Annotated in this window: 21 protein-coding genes; 14 read left to right on the forward strand and 7 right to left on the reverse strand. The window is 67.2% G+C overall.

The window, feature by feature from the left end:
- Window position 1 precedes the first annotated feature (1 nt).
- The 5 genes from ABIA65_RS15715 to ABIA65_RS15735 are packed head-to-tail and all read right to left on the reverse strand — an operon-like array spanning window position 2 to window position 5,426.
- Window positions 2-1,267: a cysteine desulfurase gene (locus ABIA65_RS15715; protein ID WP_354524122.1), complete on the reverse strand. Its 1,266-nt coding sequence runs from the start codon at window positions 1,265-1,267 to the stop codon at window positions 2-4.
- A 1-nt stretch (window position 1,268) separates the two neighbouring features.
- Window positions 1,269-2,036: a Fe-S cluster assembly ATPase SufC gene (sufC, locus tag ABIA65_RS15720; RefSeq protein WP_241399145.1), complete on the reverse strand. Its 768-nt coding sequence runs from the start codon at window positions 2,034-2,036 to the stop codon at window positions 1,269-1,271.
- A gap of 2 nt (window positions 2,037-2,038) precedes the next feature.
- Entirely contained in the window at window positions 2,039-3,217 is a 1,179-nt protein-coding gene (gene sufD, locus ABIA65_RS15725) for a Fe-S cluster assembly protein SufD (RefSeq protein WP_241399146.1), read from the reverse strand.
- A 29-nt stretch (window positions 3,218-3,246) separates the two neighbouring features.
- Window positions 3,247-4,674, reverse strand: a complete 1,428-nt coding sequence (sufB, locus tag ABIA65_RS15730) for a Fe-S cluster assembly protein SufB (RefSeq protein WP_241399147.1) — start codon at window positions 4,672-4,674, stop codon at window positions 3,247-3,249.
- The gene (locus ABIA65_RS15735; RefSeq protein ID WP_354524123.1) at window positions 4,671-5,426 is read right to left on the reverse strand and encodes a helix-turn-helix transcriptional regulator; all 756 of its coding nucleotides are present in this window, start codon (window positions 5,424-5,426) and stop codon (window positions 4,671-4,673) included. The genes sufB and ABIA65_RS15735 overlap by 4 nt, the downstream gene beginning before the upstream one ends.
- A gap of 114 nt (window positions 5,427-5,540) precedes the next feature.
- Between ABIA65_RS15735 and mptB the strand changes: the two genes are divergently transcribed.
- Genes mptB through ABIA65_RS15755 form a run of 4 tightly spaced genes read left to right on the forward strand, consistent with a single transcriptional unit; the run spans window position 5,541 to window position 9,959 of the window.
- Window positions 5,541-7,256, forward strand: coding sequence for a polyprenol phosphomannose-dependent alpha 1,6 mannosyltransferase MptB (gene mptB, locus ABIA65_RS15740; protein ID WP_354524124.1), 1,716 nt, complete (start codon window positions 5,541-5,543; stop codon window positions 7,254-7,256).
- A complete protein-coding gene (locus ABIA65_RS15745) occupies window positions 7,253-8,188 on the forward strand; it encodes an ABC transporter ATP-binding protein (protein WP_354524125.1) in 936 nt (311 codons plus the stop codon). Before mptB ends, ABIA65_RS15745 begins: the two co-directional genes overlap by 4 nt.
- Window positions 8,185-8,958: an ABC transporter permease gene (locus ABIA65_RS15750; RefSeq protein WP_241399150.1), complete on the forward strand. Its 774-nt coding sequence runs from the start codon at window positions 8,185-8,187 to the stop codon at window positions 8,956-8,958. The genes ABIA65_RS15745 and ABIA65_RS15750 overlap by 4 nt, the downstream gene beginning before the upstream one ends.
- Window positions 8,959-9,002: 44 nt before the next feature.
- Window positions 9,003-9,959, forward strand: a complete 957-nt coding sequence (locus tag ABIA65_RS15755; RefSeq protein WP_354524126.1) for a COX15/CtaA family protein — start codon at window positions 9,003-9,005, stop codon at window positions 9,957-9,959.
- Here ABIA65_RS15755 and ABIA65_RS15760 read toward each other — a convergent pair.
- The gene (locus tag ABIA65_RS15760) at window positions 9,903-10,847 is read right to left on the reverse strand and encodes an ATP-grasp domain-containing protein (RefSeq protein WP_354524127.1); all 945 of its coding nucleotides are present in this window, start codon (window positions 10,845-10,847) and stop codon (window positions 9,903-9,905) included. The two genes, ABIA65_RS15755 and ABIA65_RS15760, sit on opposite strands and share 57 nt — an antisense overlap.
- 18 nt (window positions 10,848-10,865) lie before the next feature.
- Between ABIA65_RS15760 and ABIA65_RS15765 the strand changes: the two genes are divergently transcribed.
- Window positions 10,866-11,840, forward strand: a complete 975-nt coding sequence (locus tag ABIA65_RS15765; RefSeq protein ID WP_241399153.1) for a quinone oxidoreductase family protein — start codon at window positions 10,866-10,868, stop codon at window positions 11,838-11,840.
- Window positions 11,841-11,861: 21 nt separating this feature from the next.
- Window positions 11,862-12,293, forward strand: a complete 432-nt coding sequence (gene arfB / locus ABIA65_RS15770) for an alternative ribosome rescue aminoacyl-tRNA hydrolase ArfB (protein WP_354524128.1) — start codon at window positions 11,862-11,864, stop codon at window positions 12,291-12,293.
- On the opposite strand, the gene ABIA65_RS15775 is transcribed toward arfB, so the two are convergent.
- Window positions 12,290-13,219, reverse strand: coding sequence for a heme o synthase (locus ABIA65_RS15775; RefSeq protein ID WP_241399155.1), 930 nt, complete (start codon window positions 13,217-13,219; stop codon window positions 12,290-12,292). The genes arfB and ABIA65_RS15775 overlap by 4 nt on opposite strands.
- Window positions 13,220-13,413: 194 nt before the next feature.
- Between ABIA65_RS15775 and tkt the strand changes: the two genes are divergently transcribed.
- The 8 genes from tkt to pip all read left to right on the forward strand — a co-directional run bounded on the left by tkt (window position 13,414) and on the right by pip (window position 22,554).
- Window positions 13,414-15,507: a transketolase gene (tkt, locus tag ABIA65_RS15780; protein WP_241399156.1), complete on the forward strand. Its 2,094-nt coding sequence runs from the start codon at window positions 13,414-13,416 to the stop codon at window positions 15,505-15,507.
- Window positions 15,508-15,596: 89 nt separating this feature from the next.
- Window positions 15,597-16,715: a transaldolase gene (tal, locus tag ABIA65_RS15785; RefSeq protein WP_241399157.1), complete on the forward strand. Its 1,119-nt coding sequence runs from the start codon at window positions 15,597-15,599 to the stop codon at window positions 16,713-16,715.
- A 26-nt stretch (window positions 16,716-16,741) separates the two neighbouring features.
- Window positions 16,742-18,289: a glucose-6-phosphate dehydrogenase gene (gene zwf, locus ABIA65_RS15790; RefSeq protein ID WP_241399158.1), complete on the forward strand. Its 1,548-nt coding sequence runs from the start codon at window positions 16,742-16,744 to the stop codon at window positions 18,287-18,289.
- On the forward strand, window positions 18,286-19,197 hold the full coding sequence (gene opcA / locus ABIA65_RS15795; RefSeq protein ID WP_241399159.1) for a glucose-6-phosphate dehydrogenase assembly protein OpcA: 912 nt from the start codon (window positions 18,286-18,288) through the stop codon (window positions 19,195-19,197). Before zwf ends, opcA begins: the two co-directional genes overlap by 4 nt.
- The gene (gene pgl / locus ABIA65_RS15800; RefSeq protein ID WP_354524129.1) at window positions 19,190-19,957 is read left to right on the forward strand and encodes a 6-phosphogluconolactonase; all 768 of its coding nucleotides are present in this window, start codon (window positions 19,190-19,192) and stop codon (window positions 19,955-19,957) included. The genes opcA and pgl overlap by 8 nt, the downstream gene beginning before the upstream one ends.
- Window positions 19,950-20,327 (forward strand): ATPase, encoded by a 378-nt coding sequence (locus tag ABIA65_RS15805; RefSeq protein ID WP_354524130.1) that lies wholly within the window; start codon window positions 19,950-19,952, stop codon window positions 20,325-20,327. Before pgl ends, ABIA65_RS15805 begins: the two co-directional genes overlap by 8 nt.
- A gap of 3 nt (window positions 20,328-20,330) precedes the next feature.
- Window positions 20,331-21,611 carry a cytochrome P450 gene (locus tag ABIA65_RS15810; RefSeq protein ID WP_241399162.1) on the forward strand — a complete coding sequence of 427 codons (1,281 nt, stop codon included), beginning with the start codon at window positions 20,331-20,333 and terminating at the stop codon, window positions 21,609-21,611.
- A 4-nt stretch (window positions 21,612-21,615) separates the two neighbouring features.
- Window positions 21,616-22,554 (forward strand): prolyl aminopeptidase, encoded by a 939-nt coding sequence (gene pip, locus ABIA65_RS15815; RefSeq protein ID WP_354524131.1) that lies wholly within the window; start codon window positions 21,616-21,618, stop codon window positions 22,552-22,554.
- Window position 22,555 lies beyond the last annotated feature (1 nt).

Below are 22,555 nucleotides of genomic sequence, written 5' to 3' on the forward strand. Positions count from 1 at the left end.
CTCAGTCCCGCCCGAAGAAGTCGATGGCCCGCCGCACGCCTGTGACCAGACGGTCGACCTCATCGAGCGTGTTGTACACAGCGAACGACGCGCGGGCCGTGGCGGCGATGCCGAACCGGCGATGCAGTGGCCATGCGCAGTGATGTCCGACGCGCACCGCGACACCGTCGTCGTCGAGTACCTGGCCGACATCGTGTGCGTGCACCCCGTCGACGACGAATGAGACCGGGGAACCACGGTGCTCCATCGAGGTGGGCCCAACGATCCGGACGCCCTCGACCGCCGAGAGGCCGGCCAGCGCGGCGGCCACCAACTCGTTCTCGTGCTCCTCCACCTCGGTCATCCCGATCGCACCGAGATAGCGTGCGGCCGCGGCCAACCCGACCACCTGCGACGTCATCGGCGTCCCCGCCTCGAACCGCTGCGGCGCGGGCGCGTAGGTGGTCGCCTCCATGGTGACGGTCTCGATCATCGACCCGCCGGTGATGAAGGGCGGCATGGCGTTCAGCAGTTCGCGACGTCCGTAGAGCACGCCGATTCCCGTGGGGCCGAGCATCTTGTGGCCGGAGAACGCGCCGAAGTCGACGTCGAGCGCGTGGAAGTCGACCGGCTGATGCGGTACCGACTGGCAGGCGTCGAGCACCGTCAGCGCGCCGACAGCCTTGGCCCGGGACACGAGTTCGGCGACCGGCGCAACGGCGCCCGTGACGTTCGAGTGGTGACTGAACGCAACGATCTTCACGCGCTCGTCGAGTTCGAGCGAGTCCAGATCGATGCGGCCGGCATCGGGTCCGTCGGTCGTGACCGAGTACCAGCGCAGCGTGGCACCGGTTCGTCGCGCCAACTCCTGCCATGGGATCAGGTTCGCGTGGTGCTCCAGTTCGGTGGTGACGATGACGTCACCAGGACCGACCGCGCGATCGAATCGGTTGTCGCCCAGCGCATAGGACACCAGGTTGATGGCCTCGGTCGCGTTCTTGGTGAACACCAACTCGTCGGAGTCGGCTCCCACGAATGCGGCGATGTCCTCACGCCCATGCTCGTAGGCGTCGGTCGACTCCTCCATCAGCTGGTGTGCACCGCGGTGCACCGCCCCGTTGGACGTCACCAGGAAGTTGCGCTCGGCGTCGAGCACCTGCAGCGGCTTCTGCGACGTCGCACCGGAATCGAGGTAGGCCAAGCGGTTTCCACCGCGCATCTCCCGGTCCAGGATCGGGAAGTCAGACCTGATTCTGGCCAGATCAAGCGTCCTCGACGCCGCTGTCATGTCAGGCCTCAACCGCCTGCGTGAAGCGCTCGTAACCGTTTTCCTCGAGCTCGTCGGCCAGCTCCGGACCACCGGACTGGATGATCCGGCCGCCGAAGAAGACGTGCACGAACTGCGGCTGGATGTAGCGCAGGATGCGGGTGTAGTGGGTGATCAGCAGCAGGCCGCCGTGCTCGGCCTCGGCGTAGCGGTTGACGCCCTCGCTGACCACGCGCAGTGCGTCGACGTCCAGACCGGAGTCGGTTTCGTCGAGGATCGCGATCTTCGGCTTGAGCAGCGAGAGCTGCAGGATCTCATGACGCTTCTTCTCGCCGCCGGAGAAGCCCTCGTTCACGCTGCGCTCACTGAAGGCGGGGTCGATGTCGAGATCGGTCATCGCTGACTTGACCTCCTTGACCCAGTGCCGCAACTTCGGCGCCTCACCGCGCACCGCGGTGGCCGCAGTCCGCAGGAAGTTCGACATCGAGACGCCGGGCACCTCGATCGGGTACTGCATGGCGAGAAACAGACCCGCGCGGGCGCGTTCGTCGATGCTCATCGCCAACACGTCCTGGCCGTCCAGCGTGATCGACCCGGACGTCACGGTGTACTTGGGATGTCCGGCAATGGCGTAGGACAGGGTCGACTTGCCGGATCCGTTGGGTCCCATCACCGCGTGGGTCTCGCCCGACTTCACGGTCAGGTTGACGCCTTTGAGGATCGGGATGTCGGTCCCGTCCTCAGCGGAGATGACGGAGACGTGCAGGTCTTTGATTTCCAGAGTGGTCATGTTTAGGCGTTTCTCGATTCGGTGATGGCCAGTTCTCGTTCGATGGCTTCGGTGAGGCGCTCACGCACCTCGGGGACGGCGATCTTGGCGATGATCTCGCCGAAGAAGCCGCGCACCACGAGGCGGCGGGCCTGGGCTTCTGGGATGCCGCGGGCGCGGAGGTAGAACAGCTGCTCGTCGTCGAAACGCCCGGTGGCACTTGCGTGTCCGGCGCCGACGATCTCGCCGGTCTCGATCTCGAGGTTGGGCACCGAGTCGGCGCGCGCGCCGTCGGTGAGCACCAGGTTGCGGTTCGCCTCGTAGGTGTCGGTGCCGGTGGCCTCCGCGCGGATCAACACATCGCCGATCCACACGGTGTGTGCGTCAGGCTTCCTGGAGTCCGGATCGCCCTGCAGCGCACCCTTGTACAGCACATCGGACTTGCAGTTGGGCTGTGCGTGATCGACCAGCAGACGCGACTCGAAGAACTGGCCGTCGTCGGCGAAGTAGGTGCCGAGCAGCTTGGCATCGCCACCGGGGCCGTCGAAGCGCACGGTCGCCGAGGTTCGGACGACCTCTCCGCCGAGCGTGACGTTGACGTGCCCGAGCACAGCGTCCTTGCCGAGGCGAGCGTGGTGGGCGCTGACGTGCACCATGTCATCGGCCCAGTCCGCGATCCAGATCACGCCGAGGCCCGCCGAGTCACCGACGATGATCTCGATGTTGTCGGCATAGGTTCCGCTGCCGCGCAGATCGACGACGACGATGGCGCGGGACAGCTCCTCGACCCGGATCTGTAGATGCCCATACGCCACCGCGCCCTCACCGGGACCGGTGACGACGATCTCGATGGGTTCGGCCACCTCGGTGTCGCGAGCGACGGTCACCACCGTCGCGGAGTTGAACGATGAGAATGCCTGAGCGGCAACACGGTCGGTGGGCACACCACCCTGGCCGAGTCGCTCGTCACCACGCCGGACCGTTTCGACCGTGACACCGGGCCGTTCGGTCACCTCGATGCGCGCGCTTCCCGTGGCGACCGCAGAACCGTCGTGCAGCCCGCGCAGTCGCTTGAGCGGCGTGAAACGCCACAGCTCGTCGCGACCGCCTGGCACCTCGAAGGCATCGACATCGAACGAGGCGAACAGCTCGCCCTTGTTCTTGATGATCCCCTCGGCCGCTTCGGTCAGATTCGCCCCCACGTGAGAACCCGTTGCTTCGCTCGCTCCCACTAGCCGACCGCACCTTCCATTTGCAGCTCGATGAGCCGGTTGAGTTCCAGGGCGTACTCCATCGGGAGTTCCTTGGCGATGGGCTCGACGAACCCGCGCACGACCATCGCCATTGCCTCGTCCTCGGTCATGCCGCGGCTCATCAGGTAGAACAGCTGATCCTCGCTGACCTTCGACACCGTGGCCTCGTGACCCATCGTGACGTCATCCTCACGGATGTCGACGTAGGGGTACGTGTCGCTGCGACTGATCGTGTCGACCAGCAGCGCATCGCATTTCACGCTGGAACGCGAACCGTGCGCGCCCTTGTTGATCTGGACGAGGCCGCGGTAGGACGCACGGCCACCGCCGCGCGCCACGGACTTGGACACGATGTTGGACGACGTGTTGGGCGCCAGGTGCAGCATCTTGGCACCGGTGTCCTGGTGCTGGCCCGCGCCGGCGAACGCCACCGAGAGCACCTCACCCTTGGCGTGCTCGCCAGTCATCCAGACTGCCGGGTACTTCATGGTGACCTTGGAGCCGATGTTGCCGTCGACCCACTCCATCGTGGCGCCCGCCTCGGCACGCGCGCGCTTGGTGACCAGGTTGTAGACGTTGTTCGACCAGTTCTGGATGGTCGTGTAGCGGCAACGACCGCCGGGCTTCACGATGATCTCGACGACCGCAGAGTGCAGCGAGTCGCTCTTGTAGATCGGCGCGGTGCAGCCCTCGACGTAGTGCACGTAGGCGTCCTCGTCGACGATGATCAGCGTCCGCTCGAACTGACCCATGTTCTCGGTGTTGATCCGGAAGTAGGCCTGCAGCGGGATGTCGACGTGCACACCCTTCGGCACGTAGATGAACGACCCGCCCGACCACACCGCGGTGTTCAGCGCGGAGAACTTGTTGTCACCCGCCGGGATCACGGTGCCGAAGTACTGCTTGAACAGCTCCGGGTGTTCCTTCAGCGCGGTGTCGGTGTCCAGGAAGATGACGCCCTGGGCCTCGAGATCCTCACGGATCGAGTGGTAGACCACCTCGGACTCGTACTGTGCGGCGACACCCGAGACCAGGCGCTGCTTCTCCGCCTCGGGGATGCCGAGCTTGTCGTAGGTGTTCTTGATGTCTGCGGGCAGGTCATCCCACGTGGCGGCCTGCTTCTCGCTCGAACGCACGAAGTACTTGATGTTGTCGAAGAAGATGCCCTCGAGGTCGGATCCCCAGTTCGGCATCGGCTTCTTCTCGAACGTGCGCAGCGCCTTCAGACGCGTCTCGAGCATCCACTCGGGCTCGCTCTTCTTGGCCGAGATGTCGCGCACAACGGCCTCCGAGAGACCGCGCTGCGCGCTCGCGCCCGCGACGTCGGAATCAGACCATCCGTAGCCGTAGGTACCCAGGGAGGCAATTGTCTCCTCCTGGGTGAGCTGCTCGGGTGTGGTCGTCATGTCGACGCTCCTTGACTGGTAGTGGATTCGGCGCGGGCAGTGAGCCGAACGGGTTGACGCACTTCATGAATCGGATCAGGAACAAGTGGTACGTGCGTGGTGCAGGCACAGTCGCCGTTGACGATGGTCGCCAACCTCTGGACGTGAGTTCCCAGGATCTCGGCGAAGGCCTGCTGTTCGGCCTCACACAGCTCCGGAAACTCCGAGGCGACATGGGATACCGGACAGTGATGCTGACAGATCTGCACGCCGTCGATCGGACCGGCCACACGTGTCGTGGTGGTGGCGTATCCGGCGTCGGTCAGTGCGGCCGACACGTCCTCGGCGGCGCTCTGCACGTCACCGTCTGCGACGCTCTCCACACCGGCCAGGATCGTGTCGATCCGGCGGCGGGCGAACGTCCGGATGGCCTCATCGCCACCGATCTCGCGCAGCTGTCGCATCGCGGCGGCGGCCAGATCGTCGTAGGTGTGGCCGAGCTTGCCGCGGCCGGCGGCCGTCAGTTGGTACCGCTTGGCGGGCCGGCCCCGACCGTTGTGCTGCCAGGTGGCCGCGGCGTTGGCCTCGGCGTCTCCGGCGTCGATCAACGCGTCAAGGTGGCGCCGGACTCCCGCCGCGGAGATGCCCAGCCGGTCACCGATCTGACCAGCCGTCGTCGGGCCCTCGAGCAGCAGCTGGACGATGGCGCTCCTAGTGTGTCCGTCAGAGGACGGCAGCACGCCGCCAGGCACCGCGACGGCCGAAACCGTCACAGGAGCCTCCGATCGGATTTTCACAACACCATTGTGACGGAATTCGACAGAGCGGTCTAGCAAGGTGACCCTTAGGTGGACGATCCCCCATATGTGGGCCGTTACTCTGCTCTGATGGCAGCCCGCCTGCAGTCCCTCAGTTCGGCGGTCGCCCGATGGCACGCCGACGAGGTCACCGTTGCCTCGCCACTCACCGGCGCCGAGGTGGCCTCACTTCGGCGTACCCGAGTTTTCGGCGCGACCGGCACGGTCCTCATGGCGATCGGCGCGCTCGGCGCGGGCGCGCGGCCGGTGATACAGGATCCGACGTTCGGCGTCCGCCTACTGAACCTTCCGTCGCGCATCGCGACGGTGTCACTGACCATGACCACCACCGGCGCGGTGATCATGGCGCTGGCATGGCTCATGCTCGGCCGGTTCGCGCTTGGGCCCCGCCGCATGTCCCGCAGCGACCTGGATCGCACATTGCTGCTGTGGGCGCTGCCCCTGCTCATCGCTCCCCCGATGTACAGCAAGGACGTCTACTCCTATCTGGCGCAGAGTCAGATCGCCCGCCTCGGACTGGACCCCTACACCGTGGGACCCGCCCCCGGCCTGGGTCTCGACCACGTGTTCACGCTGTCGGTCCCGAGCCTGTGGCGCGATACGCCCGCACCGTACGGTCCGCTGTTCCTGTGGATCGGCCGCGGTATATCGGAGGTCACCGGCGACAACATCGTGGCCGCGGTGCTGATGCACCGCTTGGTGGTGCTGCTCGGGGTCGGCCTCATCGTCTGGGCCACACCGCGTCTGGCGCGGCGCTGCGGTGTCGCCGAGGTCAGCGCGTTGTGGCTGGGGCCATGCAACCCGTTGTTGTTCATGCACCTCGTCGCGGGCATCCACAACGAGGCCCTGATGCTCGGCCTGATGCTGGCCGGCACCGAGTTCGCACTGCGGGGCGTCGACGCGGCGGGGCCACTGCTGCCGCGCCCACTGCGGCTGCCCCAGAGCCGGGAGGAGTGGCAGAGGTGGACTCCGCTGGCGATGCTGCTTACCGGCACCGTCCTGATCGCCCTGTCCTCCCAGGTGAAGCTGCCGTCGTTGCTCGCGATCGGATTCGTCGCCATGGCACTCGCATGCCGGTGGGGCGGAACCGTCAAGGCCTTCTTCATCGCGGGCGGCTCGCTGGCCGCGGTGTCGGTGGCGGTGATGGCTGTGGTCGGCTGGGCCAGCGGCCTGGGCTTCGGCTGGCTGTTCACCCTCGGCACCGCCAATGTCGTGCGGTCCTGGATGTCGCCGCCGACGCTGATTGCGCTGGGCACCGGTCAGGTGGGCATTCTGCTCGGCCTCGGCGACCACACGACCGCGATCCTGGGCCTCACCCGCGCGATCGGTGTGATGATCATCGCAATTCTGGTGACGTGGCTTCTGCTCGCGGTGTTGCGGGGCCGGCTGAACCCGGTGGGTGGTCTCGGTGTCGCGCTCGGCGCGACGGTTCTGTTGTTCCCCGTCGTTCAGCCCTGGTACCTGTTGTGGGCCATCATCCCGCTGGCGGCGTGGGCCACGCGACCGGGATTCCGCGGTACCGCGATAGCGTTGTCGCTGGTCGTGGGCATATTCGGACCGACGGCCAACGGGGACCGGTTCGCCTTGTTCCAGATCGTGGACGCCACGCTGGCGAGCGCTCTGATCGTGCTGCTGCTCATCGCGATCACCTACCGGCGCCTTCCGTGGCGCGCGCTGCCCGACTCGAACGGTGCCTCGCCGAGCGCCGAACCGCCGACCGAACCCGGCTCTGGGCCACCAGTGCCACCGACGTCCAAACCGGACGCCTACGCTGAATCCCCGTGACCTCCGGTTCTGATGATGCCCCCGTGTCGTTGCGAGGGGTCACCAAGCACTATGGATCGACGACTGCCGTCGACGGTCTCGATCTCGAGGTGCAGCGCGCCGAGGTGCTAGCGCTGCTCGGGCCCAACGGCGCAGGCAAGACCACGACGGTCGAGATGTGTGAGGGCTTCCTGCGTCCGGATGCGGGCACCATCAGGATCCTGGGTCTCGATCCCCTGACCGACAACGACCGGCTGCGCGAGCGGGTCGGAGTCATGCTGCAGGGCGGCGGCGGCTACCCGGCCGCCCGCGCCGGCGAGATGCTCAACCTGGTGGCGGCCTACTCGGCGAACCCCCTGGATCCCGCGTGGCTGATGGACGTGCTCGGCCTCACCGATTCGGCCAGGACCACCTACCGGCGGCTGTCCGGTGGACAACAGCAGCGCCTGGCTCTCGCGTGCGCCGTCGTCGGCCGCCCAGAGTTGGTGTTCCTCGACGAGCCGACAGCGGGCATGGACGCGCACGCCCGAATCGTGGTGTGGGACTTGATTGACGGGCTGCGCCGCGACGGCGTCACCGTGGTGCTGACGACCCACCAGCTCACCGAGGCCGAGCAACTCGCCGACCGGATCGTGATCATCGACCATGGCGCTTCGGTCGCCACCGGCACTCCCGCCGAACTCATGCAGCGGGGCGCGGAGAATCAGCTGCGCTTCACGGCCCCGCCGAAACTCGATCTGTCGCTGCTGGTGTCCGCACTGCCCGAGATGTATCGGGCCACTGAGGTCGGTCCCGGTGAATACCTCGTCGAGGGGCCTATCGATCCACAGGTGCTCGCCACCGTCACCGCCTGGTGCGCACGGCTCAACGTCCTGGCCACCGGCATGCGGGTCGAGCAGCGCAGCCTCGAGGATGTCTTCCTCGATCTAACCGGACGGGAGCTCAGGTCGTGACGAATCGTTTTGCGCCGGGCACGTTCACGCCCGACCCTCGCCCCGCGACCGTGCCGAAGATGTTGGCCGCACAGTTCGGGCTCGAACTGCGCCTGCTGCTCCGCAACGGTGAGCAGCTCCTGCTGACGATGTTCATCCCGATCACCCTGCTGGTCGGACTGACGTTGCTGCCGCTTGGGTCATTCGGATCCAATCGCGCGGCCACATTCGTGCCGGCGATCATGGCGCTGGCCATCATCTCCACGGCCTTCACCGGCCAGGCCATCGCGGTCGCCTTCGACCGTCGCTACGGCGCGCTCAAACGTCTTGGCGCCACCGCTCTACCGGTGTGGGGCATCATCGCGGGCAAGTCCCTCGCGGTGGTGACCGTGGTATTCATGCAGTCGATCCTGTTGGGCGCCATAGGGTTCGCCCTCGGCTGGCGGCCGGCGATCGCGGGTCTGGCGCTGGGCGCGGTGGTCATTGCTCTCGGCACGGCAGGTTTCGCCGCGCTCGGACTTCTGCTGGGCGGCACGCTTCGCGCCGAGATCGTGCTGGCGGTGGCGAACCTGCTGTGGTTCGTCTTCGCCGCGCTCGTGGCGTTGACGCTCGAGGGCGGGTTGGCCTCCGGCGCCCTGCGGACCATCGCTCGGCTGACGCCGTCGGGTGCTCTGGCCGAAGCCCTCACCCAGGCGATGTCACTGTCGGTGGACTGGTTCGGTCTCGCGGTGCTCGCGGTGTGGGGCGTGCTGGCTGCGCTGTGCGCGCTGCGCTGGTTCCGCTTCACCTGAGGCCCTACTACGAGCTGTAGTTAACCCTGCTCTACGATCGGTCCGTGCCCGCCGGACGCTTGTTTCTGAGGTGCGTCGATGTGCTGCCTCTCCCCAGCACCCGGACGCAGCGACTCATCGCCATCGCGGTGATCCTGACCCAGGGCGGCATTGCCGTCACCGGCGCGATCGTGCGGGTCACAGCATCGGGCCTCGGCTGCCCCACCTGGCCGCAGTGCTTCCCCGGTAGTTTCACCCCGATTCCGCACCCCGAGGTGGCGGGCATCCATCAGGCGGTCGAGTTCGGCAACCGGCTGATCACGTTCCTGGTCGTGCTGACGGCGGCGCTGGCGGTGCTGGCCGTGACGCGGGCCCGCCGCCGCCGCGAGGTGCTGATATACGCCTGGCTGATGCCGGCGTCCACCGTGGCGCAGGCGGTGATGGGCGGTATCACCGTGCTCACCGGCCTGCTGTGGTGGACCGTGGCGATTCACCTGCTGGCGTCGATGACGATGGTGTGGTTGTCGGTGCTGCTGTTTGTCAAGATCGGCGAACCCGACACGGGCGTTCCCAGGCTCGTCGTGCCGCCGCCGCTGCGCTGGTTGACAGCACTCACCGGGATCGCGCTGGCCGCGGTACTCGTCACCGGCACGCTGGTGACCGCCGCCGGACCGCACGCCGGCGACAAGAGCATCGACCGGCCGGTCCCGCGTCTCATGATCGAGATCACGACGCTTGTGCACACGCACTCGTCGCTACTGGTGGCCTACCTGTCGCTGGTGGTGGCGCTCGGCTTCGCCTTGCTCGCCGTACGGGCGCCCCGGGCCGTGATGATCCGACTCGGCGTCCTGCTCGCGCTAGTGCTCGCCCAGGGCCTCGTTGGCGCGGTGCAGTTCTTCACTGGCGTCCCCGCAGCACTTGTCGCCGTGCACGTCGCCGGTGCGGCCGCGTGTACCGCGGCCACCTCAGCTCTGTGGGCCTCGATGCGCCAACGGGCCGAGCCCACGCCTGTCGAGCGCTGACTCGACACCCAGCGCGAACATTCGCTGGGCCAGGCCGCGCGCCTCGTCGTCGAGCTGGCGCCAGCCCAGCGACGGTTCGACGAGTTCCAGTTCCAGCACGTGCGGATCGTCGCGACCGCCGATGACGTCGACCCTCGCGTAGAGGAAGTCCGCCGTGGAGATGCCCAGCCGCTCGGCCGCCGCACGCAATGCCAGGTAACCGATGTCCCACAGCTCGAAGTCGGGGTCGGCCGGTTGTAGCGACTCCTCGGCGTAGGTTCCCGACTCGTCCATCGCCGCGCTGGCGCCCGGCGGCGGCAGCAGCGGCCCCTTGGTGAACGCGTGCGACTGCTCACCGGCCAGGAACACCAGTGCCGTCTCGCCCACCTCGATCCTCGGGTCATACGGCTGCACCAGCACGGTACGGCCCGCGGACTGCAACTCACCGGCATGGGCACGTGCGGCGGCGGCACTGACGAAACGTTGCGCGCCAACCGATCCCGCGCCGACGGCAGGTTTGACCACTACCTCACCCGACGGGATCCGGACCGGCTGCCCCGGCGCGAAGAAACGGCTCGGCACGATCGGCACACCCGCTTCGGCGAGGTCGGCCATATAGCTCTTATCGCTGTTCCAGGCCACCACGTCGGGCGCGTTGAGCAGGTTGGGGACACGTCGTGTCCACGCGAGGAACTCATCGAGACGCTCGGTGTAGTCCCATGTGGCCCGCAGGATCACCAGATCGGCCCGCTCGGTGGCCGGGTCGTCCCACGCCAGCCAGCGGGCATGCAGACCGCGTGCACGCAGCGCCGCCACGAGCCCGGCGTCATCGCCGTCACCCTCGATCAAGGCCTGACAACCAGCGAAGACGATGCGGGGATGCCCAACGTTGGGCCGTGCGAGCTTCACGTTGGAATGATAGGTGCCATGTACGCCATCGAAGTCGCCGAGACCGGCGGGCCCGAAGTCCTTGCACACGTCGAGAAGCCACAGCCCTCCCCCGGTCCGGGTCAGGTACTGATCAAGGCTGACGCGATCGGCGTGAACTTCATCGACACCTACTTCCGTTCCGGGCAGTACCCCCGCGAGGTGCCGTTCGTCGTCGGCACCGAGGTCTGCGGCACGGTCGCCGCCGTGGGCGAGGACGTCGCGGCACTGGCCGTCGGCGACCGGGTGGTCACCGCGCAGGCCGACGGCGCGTACGCCGAGTACTGCGTCGCCCCTGCTGACTTCGTGGCCTACGTGCCCGATGCGGTGTCGGCGGAGGTGGCCGCGTCCGCCTTGCTCAAGGGCATGACCGCGCACTACCTGATCAAGTCGGTCTATCCGGCCGCCCAGGGTGACGTCGTGCTCGTGCATGCCGGGGCGGGCGGGGTGGGCCTGATCCTCACCCAGTGGGCCACCAGCATGGCGGTGCGGGTCATCACGACGGTGTCGACGCCCGCCAAGGCGGAGCTGTCGCGGCAGGCGGGTGCCATCGAGGTGCTCGAGTATCCCGATGACCCCGCGGAGTTCGGCGCCAAGATCCGCGATCTCACCGGAGGTGTCGGTGTGGCCGCGGTGTACGACGGGGTGGGTGCGTCGACGTTCGAGGCGAGCCTGGCAAGCCTCGCCCTGCGCGGCACACTCGCGTTGTTCGGTGCGGCCAGCGGCCCGGTTCCGCCGTTCGACCCGCAGCGGCTCAACAGCGCGGGCTCGCTGTTCCTGACCCGGCCGACGCTGGCGCACTACACCCACACCGCCGACGAGTTCTCCTGGCGTGCGGGCGAATTGCTCGACGCCATCGCCACGGGGACTCTGTCCGTCACCGTGAGCGAACGCTATCCCCTGGCCGAGGCGGCCAGGGCGCACGACGATCTACAGAGCCGCAGGACGGTCGGTTCCGTGGTGCTGGTGCCCTGATCCGCGCATACCCTTATCGGCGTGGCAGAGGACCTGGTCGTGACGCGGACCCTGGTGGTACCCGCACGCGATCTGAGTGAACGGTTCTCCAGGTCATCCGGCCCGGGCGGGCAGGGCGTCAACACCACCGACAGCCGCGTCGAGCTGTCCTTCGACGTGGCCCGCTCGTCATCGGTCCCTGAACACGTGCGGTACCGAATGCTGTGTCGGCTGCGCGGGCGCCTCACCGACGGCGTGCTCACCGTCACCGCCAGTGAGCATCGTGCGCAACTGCAGAACCGCGCGGCGGCCCGTGAGCGCATGGCCGCTCTCCTACGGGCCGCGGCGGCCGCACCCGCTCCAATACGTCGGCCGACCAAGCCCACCAGAGGGTCCAAGGAACGCCGGATAGCCGAGAAGAAGCGACGGGGCGCAACCAAACAGGGACGTCGTGGAAGCTGGGACGCGAACTAGCCGAACAGCGTGGGCAACGCCAGGGCCGAGTCGACGGCCAGCGCACAGAACACGACGGCCAGATAGTTGTTGGACTGCAGGAACAGGCGCAGCGGCTTGACCGGTTCGCCCCTCTTCACCCCGCTGTACAGCTGGTGAGCCATCGTCAGGAACCACGCACCGGCCAACACGGCGACGGCGGTGTACAGCCAGCCGGTGGCGAGCGCGAGCGCCAGCGTCGCGATGACCGTCGCCCAGGTGTAGATCACGATCTGCCTGGTGACCTGACGCTCGGTGGCCACGGCCGGCAGCATCGGCACGCCGGCCGCCTTGTAGTCGTCCTTGTAGCGCATCGCCAACGCCCACGTGTGCGGCGGCGTCCAGAAGAAGATGATGGCGAACATCACCAGCGCAGGCCACTGAATCGTGCCCGTGACCGCAGACCAGCCGATCATGACGGGCATGCAGCCCGCCGCCCCGCCCCACACCACGTTCTGCGACGTGCGGCGCTTGAGCAGCAGGGTGTACACGAAGACGTAGAACGCGATGGTGGCCACGGCCAGCACGCCTGAGAGCAGGTTGGTGGCCAGCCACAGCCAGAAGAACGACCCGACTGACAGCGCCAGTCCAAAGATCAGCGCGTGTCTGGTGGGAACGGTCGCCCGCGCCAGCGGTCGCAGCGCGGTGCGCTTCATCACCTTGTCGATATCGGCATCGGCGACACAGTTCAGGGTGTTCGCGCCCGCGGCGGCGAGCAGCCCGCCCACCAACGTGTTGAGAATCAGCAGCGGATCGACGGTCCCACGATCGGCCAGCAACATGGCCGGAATCGTGGTGACGAGCAGCAATTCGATGACGCGTGGCTTCGTCAGCGCCAGGTATGCCAATAACGTCGTTCGGATCCGACCAACCGCTCCGCCGGAGAGACGGCGCTCGCGAATGCTCACGCAGTTGACTCCTAAAGGTTTCGCGGCAGCGCGCAGCTTCTACTACAGACGATGGTAGACCGCGCCCCTGTGAGCCGAGCACCGCAGGGTCGGTTCGAGCGGTCGAGACGGTCGGCTGCAGACGCCGCCTGCGACGCCGCCACCTTCGGCACTAGGGTATTGGTGACCGGCTTGCCTACCCGAGGAGTGAGTTCGTGACCACTGTGGAAGAAATTTCCGCACTCACCCAGCCCAACCATCCCGACGACTGGACCGAGCTCGACTCGGTCGCCGTCGACACGGTCCGCGTGCTGGCCGCCGACGCGGTACAGAAGGTTGGCAACGGCCACCCCGGGACGGCCATGAGCCTGGCCCCGCTGGCCTACACGCTTTTTCAGCGTCAGATGCGGCACGACCCCAGTGACGTGCACTGGCTGGGACGTGACCGCTTCGTGCTGTCCTGCGGGCACAGCAGCCTGACGCTGTACATCCAGCTGTACCTCGGCGGATTCGGTCTGGAGCTGACCGATATCGAGTCATTGCGGACCTGGAAGTCCAAGACCCCGGGCCACCCCGAATTCCGTCACACCAGAGGCGTGGAGATCACGACGGGCCCCCTGGGCCAGGGTCTGGCGTCGGCGGTGGGCATGGCGATGGCCGCGCGGTACGAGCGCGGGCTCTTCGATCCGGACGCGGCGCCGGGCGACAGCCCGTTCGACCACTTCATCTACGTGATCGCCTCCGATGGCGACATCGAGGAGGGCGTCACCAGCGAGGCGTCGTCACTGGCGGGCACGCAGCAGCTCGGCAACCTCATCGTGTTCTACGACAAGAACCAGATCTCGATCGAGCACGACACCGACATCGCGCTGTCCGAGGACGTCGTGGCGCGCTACCGGGCGTACGGCTGGCATGTGCAGGAGGTCGAGGGCGGCGAGAACGTCACCGATATCGAGGCGGCTATCGAGGAGGCCAGGAAGGTCACCGACAAGCCGTCCTTCATCGCGGTCCGCACCATCATCGGCTATCCCGCCCCCACCAAGATGAACACCGGCGGCGTGCACGGCTCGGCGCTCGGCGACGAGGAGGTCGCCGCCACCAAGAAGATCCTCGGGTTCGATCCCGAGAAGAACTTCGAGGTCCGCGACGAGGTCATCGAGCACACCCGCAAGCTGGTCGATCGGGGCCGCGAGGCCCACGAGAAGTGGCAGGCCGGTTTCGATGCATGGGCGCTGCGCGAGCCCGAGCGCAAGGCGCTTCTGGACCGGCTGCTGGCCCAGGAACTGCCCGAGGGCTGGGACGCCGATCTGACCTACTGGGAGCCGGGCTCCAAGGCGGTGGCCACCCGCGCCGCCTTCGGCCAGGTGCTCAACGACGTCGCGCCCAAGTTGCCCGAACTGTGGGGTGGCTCAGCCGATCTCGCCGGCAGCAACAACACCACCATCAAGGGTGTGAAGTCGTTCGGCCCGCCGTCGATCTCGACGTCTGACTTCACCGCCGACTGGTACGGCCGGGTGCTGCACTTCGGCATCCGCGAACACGCGATGGGCTCGATTCTGTCCGGCATCGTGCTGCACGGGCCGACGCGCGCCTTCGGCGGGACGTTCCTGCAGTTCTCCGACTACATGAGGCCCGCGGTGCGCCTCGCGTCGCTGATGGACATCGACACCATCTACATCTGGACGCACGACTCGATCGGTCTCGGTGAAGACGGTCCGACGCACCAGCCGATCGAGCACCTCGCGGCGCTGCGCGCCATCCCGAACCTGTCCGTCGTGCGGCCCGGTGACCCGAACGAGACGGCCTACGCCTGGCGCAACATCATCGCGCGCGGCGCGAGCAGTGGTCCGGTCGGCTTCATCCTGACCCGCCAGGGCATTCCGGTCCTCGAGGGCACCGATTCCGACGGTGTGGCCAAGGGCGGTTATGTGCTCGGCGGCGGCAATCCGGCCGATGACGCCGACGTCATCATCATCGCCACCGGCTCCGAACTTCAGCTCGCCGTTGAGGCCCGGAAGCAGTTGGCCGAGAAGGACGTTGTCGCCTACGTGGTGTCGATGCCGTGTGTCGAGTGGTTCGAGAGCCAGCCCAAGGAGTACCGCGACAGCGTGCTGCCGCCCGAGGTCTCCGCTCGCGTGGCCGTCGAGGCGGGCATCGCACAGAGCTGGCACAAGCTCGTCGGCGACACCGGCGAGATCATCTCGATCGAGCACTACGGCGAATCCGCCGACGACAAGACGTTGTTCCGTGAGTTCGGCTTCACCGCGGAGGCAGTGGTGGCCGCCGCGGAACGATCGATGGACAACTAGCGCGACCCGCGCGTGGACAACTAGCGCGACCCGCGCGTGGACAACTGACAACCACCAAGCGAACTAGATCAAGCACTAAGGAGCATGGGATGACTCAGAACCCGAATCTCGCGGCGCTCAGTGCCGCGGGCGTTTCCGTATGGCTCGACGATCTGTCGCGTGAGCGTCTGCAGACCGGCAACCTGCAGAACCTCATCGACACCCGCAGCATCGTCGGGGTGACCACCAACCCGTCGATCTTCCAGGCGGCGTTGTCAAAGGGCACCGCCTACGACGCGCAGGTCAAGGAGCTCGCCGAGCGTGGCGCCGACGTGGACGCCACCATCCGCACGGTGACCACCGACGACGTGCGCAACGCGTGTGACGTGCTCGCGAAGGCCTACGAGGCGTCCGAGGGCGTCGACGGCCGCGTGTCCATCGAGGTGGATCCGCGGCTCGCCCACGACACCGACAAGACCATCCTTCAGGCGATCGAGCTCTGGAAGATCGTCGACCGGCCCAACCTGCTGATCAAGATTCCCGCGACGCTGGCCGGCCTGCCTGCGATCACCGCGGTGATCGCCGAGGGCATCTCGGTCAACGTCACGCTGATCTTCTCGGTCGAGCGCCACAAGGCGGTCATCGACGCGTACCTGGCCGGCCTGGAGAAGGCCAAGAGTGCGGGCCACGATCTGTCCAAGATCCACTCCGTCGCATCGTTCTTCGTCTCCCGCGTGGACACCGAGATCGACGCCCGGCTGGAGAAGATCGGCTCCGATGACGCGCTGGCGCTTCGCGGCCAGGCCGGTGTGGCCAACGCCCGACTCGCCTACGCCGCTTACGAGAAGGTTTTCGTCGGCGGTGACCGCTTCGAGGCGCTCAAGGCCGACGGCGCCCGCGTTCAGCGCCCGCTGTGGGCGTCGACGGGCGTGAAGAACCCGGACTACTCGGACACCCTCTACGTCACCGAGTTGGTGGCCCCGAACACCGTTAACACCATGCCGGAGAAGACACTCGAGGCCGTCGCCGACCACGGCGAGGTCAAGGGCGACACGATCAAGGGCACCGCGGACGCCGCGCAGGGTGTGTTCGACAAGCTCGAGGCCATCGGCATCGACCTCGTCGACGTATTCAAGGTTCTCGAGGACGAGGGCGTGGACAAGTTCGAGAAGTCATGGAACGAGCTACTCGAGGCGACGCAGACGCAGTTGGACGAGAAGAAGTCCTAGGGCTCGCGGAACAGCTGGGGACGCACATGAGCGACTGCAGCAGCCAGCCGACAGACTGGGTGAATCCGCTGCGCGACAAACGCGATAAGCGGATGCCGCATATCGCCGGTCCGTGCGCGGTGGTCATCTTCGGCGTGACGGGCGATCTCGCCCGTAAGAAGCTCATGCCGGCGATCTATGACCTGGCCAACCGCGGGCTGCTGCCACCGTCGTTCGCCCTGATCGGGTTCGCCCGGCGGGACTGGGCCGACGAGGATTTCGGCAAGGTGGTCTACGACGCCGTCAAGCAGCACGCGCGCACCCCGTTCCGTCAAGAGGTGTGGGATCGGCTGGCCGAGGGAATCCGCTTCGTCCAGGGCACGTTCGATGACGACGCCGCCTTTGCGCGGCTGTCGGACACGTTGACCAAGCTCGACGTCGAACGCGGTACCGGCGGCAATCACGCCTTCTACCTGTCGATCCCACCCAATGCGTTCCCCGTGGTGTGCGAGCAGCTGTCGAAGTCCGGGCTGGCCAACAAGCCCGAGGGCTGCTGGAGCCGGGTGGTCATCGAGAAGCCGTTCGGCCACGACCTCAAGAGCGCCGAGGCACTCAACGGGGTGGTCAACAGTGTGTTCCCGGAGTCGTCGGTGTTCCGCATCGACCACTACCTCGGCAAGGAGACCGTCCAGAACATCCTGGCGCTGCGCTTCGCCAACGAGCTGTTCGAGCCGATCTGGAACGCCCACTACGTCGACCACGTCCAGATCACCATGGCCGAGGACATCGGATTGGGTGGTCGCGGAGGCTATTACGACGGAATCGGCGCCGCCCGCGACGTCATCCAGAACCATCTGATCCAGCTGCTGGCACTCACCGCGATGGAGGAGCCCGTCAGCTTCCAGCCGCACGAGTTGCAGGCCGAGAAGATCAAGGTCCTCTCCGCCACCCGGCTCGCCGAACCGCTCGACGAGACGACGTCACGCGGGCAGTACGCGGTGGGCTGGCAGGGCGGCGAGAAGGTGGTCGGTCTGCTCGACGAGGAGGGCTTCTCCAAGACGTCGGTCACCGAGACGTTCGCGGCGATCACACTGGATGTCGACACCCGCCGGTGGGCTGGGGTGCCGTTCTACCTGCGCACCGGAAAACGACTGGGCCGCAGGGTCACTGAGATCGCGCTGGTGTTCAAGCGGGCACCGCACCTGCCGTTCGACGCGACTATGACCGAGGAGCTCGGCCAGAACGCCCTGGTCATAAGGGTGCAGCCCGATGAGGGCATCACGCTCCGGTTCGGTTCCAAGGTGCCGGGCAATGCCATGGAGGTCCGCGACGTCAACATGGACTTCTCCTACGGTTCGGCGTTCGCCGAGGAGTCCCCCGAGGCCTACGAGCGGCTGATCCTCGATGTGCTGCTCGGCGAGCCATCCCTCTTCCCGGTCAACGCCGAGGTCGAGTTGTCCTGGAAGATATTGGATCCCGCCCTGGAGTACTGGGCCTCCCACGGCAAACCCGACCCGTACGAATCGGGCACGTGGGGGCCGAAGTCGGCGTTCGAGATGATGCATCGGACCGGCCGGGAATGGAGGCGGCCATGATTGTCGATATGCCGGGCACCAGCACCGGCGCCATCAGCAAGAAGATCGTGGCCCTGCGCGAGGAGGGTGGCGCGATAACCCTGGGACGGGTCCTGACGCTGGTCATCGCGCCCGACAGCGAGGCCATGCTGGAGGACTCGATCGAGGCAGCCAACGCCGCGAGTCGCGAGCATCCATGTCGCGTCATCGTCGTCGTCCCGGGTGACCGGCTCGCCACCGATGCCCGCCTCGACGCGCAGCTGCGTGTCGGCAGAGACGCGGGCGCAAACGAGGTGGTGGTGCTGCGACTCTCCGGTCCCCTCGCCAATCACGCCTACAGCGTCGTCGTCCCGTTCCTCCTGCCCGACACCCCGGTCGTGACGTGGTGGCCCGACGTTGCACCGCCGGTACCCGCGCAGGATCCCCTGGGACAGCTGGCGATTCGCCGCATCACCGACGCCACCAACGTCGCCGATCCGATGGCGTCGATTCACGGCAGAAACACGGGATACACCTCCGGTGACACCGACCTGGCGTGGAGCAGGATCACGTACTGGCGCGCGCTGCTCACCTCCACGTTGGATCAGGGACCGTTCGAACCCGTCGAGTCGGCTGTGGTTTCGGGGCTGAAGACCGAGCCGGCGCTGGACCTGCTGGCCGGCTGGCTCGCAAGCCGAATCGACGGTCCCGTGACTCGCGTCGTCGGCGACCTGCGGGTCGAGTTGGTCAGGGCCAGCGAGACCATCACGCTGAGTCGCCCGCAGGAGGGCGTCACCGCCTCTCTGACCCGCACGGGTCGGCCCGACGCGCTGGTTCCTTTGGCGCGCAGAGAGACTCGTGACTGCCTCGCCGAGGATATGCGCCGCCTCGACGCCGATGAGATCTACCACGAGGCCCTAATGGGCATCGAGAGGGTGCAGTATGTCTGAGACCGTCATCGAGAAGTACGCCGACGCAGACGCTTTGGTCACCGCCGCGGGTGACCGCCTGGTGGAGGCGATCACGTCCGCGATCGAGGCACGCGGAGCGGCCTACGTGGTCCTCACCGGAGGCGGCACCGGCGTCAAGCTGCTCAAGCACGTCGGCAACAACGACGATGACATCGAATGGTCCAAGGTGCACCTGTTCTGGGGTGACGAACGCTACGTGCCCGCCGCCGATGACGACCGCAACGACAAGCAGGCGCGCGAGGCGCTGCTCGACCACATCGACATTCCAGCGTCCAACGTGCATGCGATGCCCGCCAGCGACGGTGAGTTCGGCGATGACATCGACGCCGCGGCACTGGCCTACGAGCAGGTGCTGGCCGCCAATGCACCGGACGGCGGACCAACACCGAGTTTTGACGTGCATCTGCTCGGCATGGGTGGTGAGGGACACATCAACTCGCTGTTCCCGCACACCGCAGCCGTCCGCGAGACCACTCGCCTGGTCGTCGGCGTCACCGACTCCCCCAAACCGCCGCCCCGGCGGATCACCCTGACGTTGCCCGCGGTTGCGCGGTCACGACAGGTGTGGCTGGTGGTTGCCGGCGCCGAGAAGGCCGATGCCGTCGCCGCCGCGGTGAATGGTGCGGCACCCGTGGACATCCCGGGCGCAGGCGGTGTCGGACGAGATTTGACGGTATGGCTCCTCGACGAAGCCGCAGCGGCCAAACTCTCGCCCACGCATACTGAACACCATGGCTGACACCTCCGGTCGCACACCGCGCCCCCGCACGGGACGCGAACGCATCAAGACACTGACCCAGGCCGCGCTCAACGCCGATGTCACCGTGGAACAGGTCGACGCGGTCCTCGGCGACCTCGGCGACGCGCTGTCAGACCTGGGTAACTCGACGGTCGCCCTCGACGCCACCCTGGCCCGGTTCAACGAAACCATCACGCGCATCGATGAACTGGCGCCTCGTCTCATCGGTGTGGTGGAGCGTCTGGAGGCCATCGTCGATCGCGTCGAGCGCATCGTGGCGCTCGGCGAGTCAGTGATGGCCCCGTGGGCCGCGACCGAGAATGCGGTGCGTGGCGCGGTGAACGCGGTGCGCAAGAGCACCGGCCTCTAGTCGGTGCCTGCGCCGCAGGACACTCTGCCCACCGCCGTGGGCGTCGGCCTCCCGTGGGATGTCCCCGTGGACGATGCCGTCGCCGCGATCGCCGAGGCCCGTGCCCGCCACGGTGACTCCTTCGTCGTGGTGAGCGGCGGCAATCACATCCTGTTCACCTTCTCCCCCACCGGCGTCGAATCGTTCTACGCACTGCTCGAGGAGACCGCCAGCAAGGGTGTGGCCGACTACCTCATGCTGCGGCGCAAGCTGCCCGACGAGATCTTCGCCGGCCGCCGCACACTGCCCGGTTCGCTCTTCCGGCGTGATGACGTGACGTCCTATTTGACCAACCTCGAACACGCGCTGGACGCGACCGATGCCGAGTTGGGCGATCGCGGGTCGGTGGATCTGTTCGCGCTCACCCGCAGGCTCGGGCACCGGATGGGGCTGGCGTCGTGGGGAGCACCGGGCTGCGCGGACGGCGACGCGTTTGAACGCCTGGTCCGCGCGTTCGACACACTCGACGGGTCAGACGCGTTCGTTCACCCGGATGCGATGGCGGAGGTTGCGGCATCGCAGATGTCCGCTGAGCGCGCGGCACTCGACGATATCGCCGATGTGATCGCAACAGCACTGGACCACAGCGATTCCGAGCCCGAGGGCACGCTGTTCGACCGGATCGTGCAGGCCTGGTCCGATGAGTCGCACGACGTGCGACACCGGGGTATTGCGATGGATGTCGCGTTGATTCACATCGCGTCGATGTCGAACCTGATGGCCGCCCTCGGCTGGGCGATCGTCGATCTCATCGAGCACCCCGACATCCTGCGCGAGGTCATCGCGGGCGACCGTGAGCTGGCCCAGCGCTGCGCACTGGAGAGCACCCGGATGGCGCAGCGTTCGATAATGTCGCGTGCCACTGTGGCCCCAGTGACGTTCGACACCGGCAACGGCGTGGTGGAGGTCCCTGCGGGGTGGACGATCGCGACACTGCTGCCGCTGCTGAACACCTCGGCCGCGCCGGGGCTGGACTCCTGGGATCCCGATCATTGGCATCGTCACCGTCTGGCCGACACCACCGCGCTTGCCTCGCCGATGCTGGTAACCGCCTTCGGCCACGGTCGACACACCTGCCCCGCGCAGCCGTTCTCGCTGTCCGCGATGAGCGCCGCCATGATCCATCTGCTCGGCCGGTACCGATTCGTGCCGGGCTGGCGGACACACCCGCGTCCCGTGCCGGCACAGATCGGCGGTGTGGCCCGCGCGGCCGACGCGTGCCCGGTCGACTACGAGCGGGCCTGAGTTCATGGCCATGCTCGACGTCGGTGACGGCCAGCAGGTCTACTGGGAGATCGGCGACAACCCGGACGGCATACCGGTGGTGTGTGTGCACGGCGGGCCGGGAGGTGGCGGAAGTCGCGGCAGCCGGAAACTGTTTGACCCGTTGGTGTTCCGTCCGGTGATCTTCGACCAGCGCGGGTGCGGTGAGAGCCTGCCGAACGCCGCCGATTCCTCGGTGAGCCTGGCCGAGAACACCACGTGGCACCTCGTCGAGGATATGGAACGGCTACGCGAACACATCGGTGTCGACCGATGGATGGTCTACGGCGGATCCTGGGGAGCCACGCTGGCCCTCGCCTACGCGCAGCGCCACCCCGAGCGCGTCCTCGGCATGCTTCTGGTCGCGGTGACGACGTCGTCCCCGGCCGAGATCGAGTGGCTCTACGGTGGCGCGGCGCGGTTCCGGCCCGGCGAGTGGGACGCCTTCCGCCGGGGTGCAGGCATCACGACCGCCGAACCCGACACCTACGACCTCATCACCGCCTATCTCGACTTGGTGAGCAGCCCCGAGGAAGCGGTGCGTGAACGCGCCGCCTACGACTGGTGTGCGTGGGAGGACTCTCTCATCGCCCACGAATCCGATGGGCGGCCGGGGAGCTACGGGCAACGGATGGGGCCCGACCGCATCGCGTTCGTGCGATTGTGCGCGCACTACTTCGGCAACCGGGCGTGGCTACGGCCCGATCAGCTGATCGACGACGTGCACCGGATCGCCCACATTCCCGCCGAACTCGTCCACGGTCGCCACGATCTGAGCTGCCCGCCCGACACCGCCTGGCGACTGGCTCGGGCGTGGCCGGCCGCGAACCTGCAGATCGTCGAGGACTCCGGGCACACCGGTTCACCGGCATTCATTCAGGCACTGCGAACCGCGGTCGACCGGCTCGCCGCCCTGCACCTCTGAC

It is taken from the genome of Mycolicibacterium sp. 624, assembly GCF_040548615.1.
Classification (GTDB): domain Bacteria; phylum Actinomycetota; class Actinomycetes; order Mycobacteriales; family Mycobacteriaceae; genus Mycobacterium.